The sequence below is a fragment of the Plasticicumulans sp. genome (assembly GCF_035331805.1).
Classification (GTDB): domain Bacteria; phylum Pseudomonadota; class Gammaproteobacteria; order Competibacterales; family Competibacteraceae; genus Plasticicumulans.
Window position 1 is genome coordinate 1 of sequence record NZ_DAOLKE010000029.1, and the last position, 3,671, is coordinate 3,671.

The window sequence follows — 3,671 nt, forward strand, 5'->3', positions numbered from 1 at the left end:
CCGGCGCAGCATCGGCGCGCGCGGCTGCGGCGGCGCGTAGCCGGCGAGCGTATCCCAGCCCGGCAGCAGGCCGGGCACGATCAGCAGCAGCTCCATCGCGGGCTCCGTGGAATCCGGCAGCGGCGCGCCGGCCACAAACGCGCAGGCCCGGCACGCGGCCGGGCCTGCGCAGCGGACGGCGCGGAGCCTCAGTTCGAGGCGAGGTGTTCGAGGCGGATGCGCGTGACCGTGCCGGTGATCGCGTCGAGTGCCTCGATGCGCGCGATCGCCTCGTTCATCTGCCGCTCGCGCACGCGCTGGGTCAGGATGATCACGGTCGCGTCGGGGCTGCCGGCCGGCGGCTCCTTCTGCAGGATCGCCTCGATGCTGATGCCGGCATCGGCGAAGCTGCGCGTGACCTCGGCGAGCACGCCCGGGCGGTCGGCGGCCTGCAGGCGCAGGTAGTACGCGGTCTCGATGTCCTCGACCGGCAGCACCGGCTTGTCGGACAGCGCATCGGGCTGGAAAGCCAGGTGCGGCACGCGGTTGCCGGGGTCGGAGGTCAGCGCGCGCACGACATCGACGATGTCGGCGATCACCGCCGAGGCGGTCGGCTCGGCACCGGCGCCGGCGCCGTAGTACAGCGTCGGACCGACCGCATCGCCCTTGATCAGCACCGCATTCATGACGCCGTCGACGTTGGCGATCAGCCGCCGCTCCGGGATCAGCGTCGGATGCACGCGCAGCTCGATGCCCTCGTCGGTCGCACGCGCCAGCCCCAGATGCTTGATGCGGTAGCCGAGCTGCTCGGCGTAGGCGACATCCTCGCGCGTGATGCGCGTGATGCCCTCGGTGTAGACCTTCTCGAACTGCAGCGGCACGCCGAAGGCGATCGACGCGAGGATGGTCAGCTTGTGCGCGGCGTCGATGCCCTCGACATCGAAGGTCGGATCGGCCTCGGCGTAGCCGAGCGCCTGCGCCTCGGCGAGCACGTCGGCGAAATCGCGCCCCTTGTCGCGCATCTCGGTCAGGATGAAGTTGCCGGTACCGTTGATGATACCGGCCAGCCATTCGATGCGGTTGGCAGCAAGCCCTTCGCGGATCGCCTTGATCACCGGGATGCCGCCGGCGACGGCCGCCTCGAAGGCCACCGTCACGCCGTGCTCGCGCGCCGCGGCGAAGATCTCGTTGCCGTGGCGGGCGATCAGCGCCTTGTTGGCGGTGACGACGTGCTTGCCGTTGCGGATCGCCTGCAGCACCAGCGTGCGCGCCGGCTCGTAGCCGCCGATCAGCTCGACGACGATGGCGACCTCGGGATCGTTGACGACCTCGTAGGCATCGCTGCCCAGGCGGATGCCGGTCGTGTCGGCGCGGGTCGAATCGAGGTTCTTCGCGGCGGCATGCGTGATGACGATGCCGCGGCCGGCGCGCCGGCTGATTTCCTCCGCATTGCGCTTGAGCACGTTGACCGTGCCGCCCCCGACCGTACCCAGACCCAGCAGACCGACTTTGACGGGATTCACCGTGTAAACCTCATAAGAAACGGACTTGAACGGATGCACGCGCCGCTGTCAGGCGCGGCTGTCCTTGCGGAACATGTCGCGGATGCCGCGGATGGCCTGCCGCGTGCGATGTTCGTTCTCGATCAGGCCGAAGCGCACGTGATCATCACCGTAGTCGCCGAAGCCGATGCCCGGAGCCACCGCGACGCGGGCCTCGGCGATCAGCTTCTTCGCAAACTCCAGCGAACCCGCCGCGCGGTAGGCCTCGGGAATCTTCGCCCAGACGAACATCGTCGCCTTCGGCTTCTCGACCGGCCAGCCGATGGCGTTGAGACCGTCGCAGAGCACGTCGCGGCGCGAACGGTAGGTGCTGCAGATTTCAGCCACGCAGTCCTGCGGCCCTTCGAGCGCGCTGATCGCGGCGACCTGGATCGGCGTGAACGTGCCGTAGTCCATGTAGGACTTCATGCGCGCCAGCGCATGCACGAGCACCGGATTGCCGCACATGAAGCCGACGCGCCAGCCCGGCATGTTGTAGGACTTCGACAGCGTGAAGAACTCGACCGCGACCTCCTTCGCACCCGGCACCTGCAGGATCGACGGCGCCACGTAGCCGTCGAAGACGATGTCGGCATAGGCAAGGTCATGCACGACCCAGATGCCGTGCTCACGGGCAATGGCGATGACGCGCTCGAAGAAGCCGAGTTCGACGCAGTGCGCGGTCGGATTGCCGGGGAAGTTCAGCACCAGCATCTTCGGCTTCGGCCAGGACTCGCGGATCGCCTTCTGCAGCTCCTCGAAGAAGTCCACGCCCGGCACCATCGGCACGTGGCGGATGTCGGCACCGGCGATCACGAAACCGTACGGGTGGATCGGATAGGCCGGATTCGGCACCAGCACCGTATCGCCCGGCCCCATCGTCGCCAGCGCCAGATGCGACAGGCCCTCCTTGGAGCCGATCGTGACGATGGCCTCGCTCTCGGCATCGAGTTCGACATCGAAACGGCGCTTGTACCAGTTGCAGATCGCCCGGCGCAGGCGCGGGATGCCCTTCGAGACCGAATAGCGGTGCGTGTCGTCGCGCTGCGCGGCCTCGACCAGCTTGTCGACGATGTGCTGCGGTGTCGGCCGGTCCGGATTGCCCATGCCGAAATCGATGATGTCCTCGCCGCGCGCGCGCGCCTTCGCCTTCAACTCGTTGACGATGTTGAAGACATACGGCGGCAGGCGGCTGATGCGCGGAAATTCCTGACTGGGCGCAGACATCGTGCAGGCCTCGAGGACTAGCCCTGCGGCGGGCGAAGGACCGGGAACGTTACGGACCGCCCTGCACCCTGTCAAACCAGCGCAGGCAGCGGCTGCGCAGTACGAAACCCCTGCCCCTGCCATCATCGGCAACCGGCCTGCGGCCGCCGGGTGCGCCGATCCGCAGGGCTTGCCGGGAAGCAATCGTTACGGTAATTTCTGTCATTAATGAAATAACGGAATCCCGCCATGCTCTCCGAGGTCACGCGCGACTTCATCCTGCACTGGGGCGAGATGGGCACGCGCTGGGGCGTCAACCGCAGCGTCGCGCAGATCCATGCGCTGCTGTTCCTTGCCGAGGCACCGCTGCCGGCCGATGCCATCGTCGAGAGCCTCGGGCTGGCGCGCTCGAACGTCAGCAACAGCCTGAAGGAACTGCAGTCCTGGCAGCTCGTGCAGGTGCGCCACGTCATGGGGGACCGGCGCGAGCATTTCGTCGCCGTCACCGATATCGCCGAGGTGTTCCGGCTGATCGTCGAAGGTCGCAAGCAGCGCGAGATCGATCCGACGCTGCAGGCGCTGCGCCGCTTCGCGAGCGCAGCCGAAGCCGGGCATGAACCCCACGTGCAGACCCGCATCGCCGAAGTGCTGGCCTTCGTCGGCATGCTGGATCAGTGGTACGCAACGATGACCGGCGTCCGGGGCACCGGGCCGATCGATTACCTGCGCATGGCCCAGGAGATTCACCGCCTGCTGCACCGGCGCCCCTGATGCTGTCCGCCGCCAGTCCTTTGGCGGATTTTTTTGGCATGCCTATTTCTGTTAATTCAGAAATTACGGACATCACATGAACAACTTGCCCGAATCAGGCTTTGTGGAGGCACGATGCATGTCCTGCTGATCGGCGCCGGCGGCTTCCTCGGCCGGCATCTGGCTGCGGCGCTG

At 67.1% G+C, this 3,671-nt stretch carries 3 protein-coding genes; 1 reads left to right on the forward strand and 2 read right to left on the reverse strand.

Annotation, left to right across the window (positions count from 1 at the left end; genetic code table 11):
• Window positions 1-188 precede the first annotated feature (188 nt).
• Entirely contained in the window at window positions 189-1,502 is a 1,314-nt protein-coding gene (locus PKE44_RS03930; protein ID WP_324548375.1) for a homoserine dehydrogenase, read from the reverse strand.
• Between the two features lie 48 nt (window positions 1,503-1,550).
• Window positions 1,551-2,747 (reverse strand): alanine transaminase, encoded by a 1,197-nt coding sequence (alaC, locus tag PKE44_RS03935; RefSeq protein WP_324548376.1) that lies wholly within the window; start codon window positions 2,745-2,747, stop codon window positions 1,551-1,553.
• Between the two features lie 228 nt (window positions 2,748-2,975).
• Here alaC and PKE44_RS03940 point away from each other — a divergent pair, with 228 nt between their 5' ends.
• Window positions 2,976-3,497 carry a MarR family transcriptional regulator gene (locus PKE44_RS03940; protein ID WP_324548378.1) on the forward strand — a complete coding sequence of 174 codons (522 nt, stop codon included), beginning with the start codon at window positions 2,976-2,978 and terminating at the stop codon, window positions 3,495-3,497.
• The last annotated feature ends 174 nt before the right edge of the window (window positions 3,498-3,671 follow it).

Bases quoted from the DNA above. Each gene is read 5' to 3' on its own strand.
- PKE44_RS03940 (WP_324548378.1), top strand. From the start codon at position 2,976: ATGCTCTCCGAGGTCACGCGCGACTTCATCCTGCACTGGGGCGAGATG.
- alaC (WP_324548376.1), bottom strand. From the start codon at position 2,747: ATGTCTGCGCCCAGTCAGGAATTTCCGCGCATCAGCCGCCTGCCGCCG.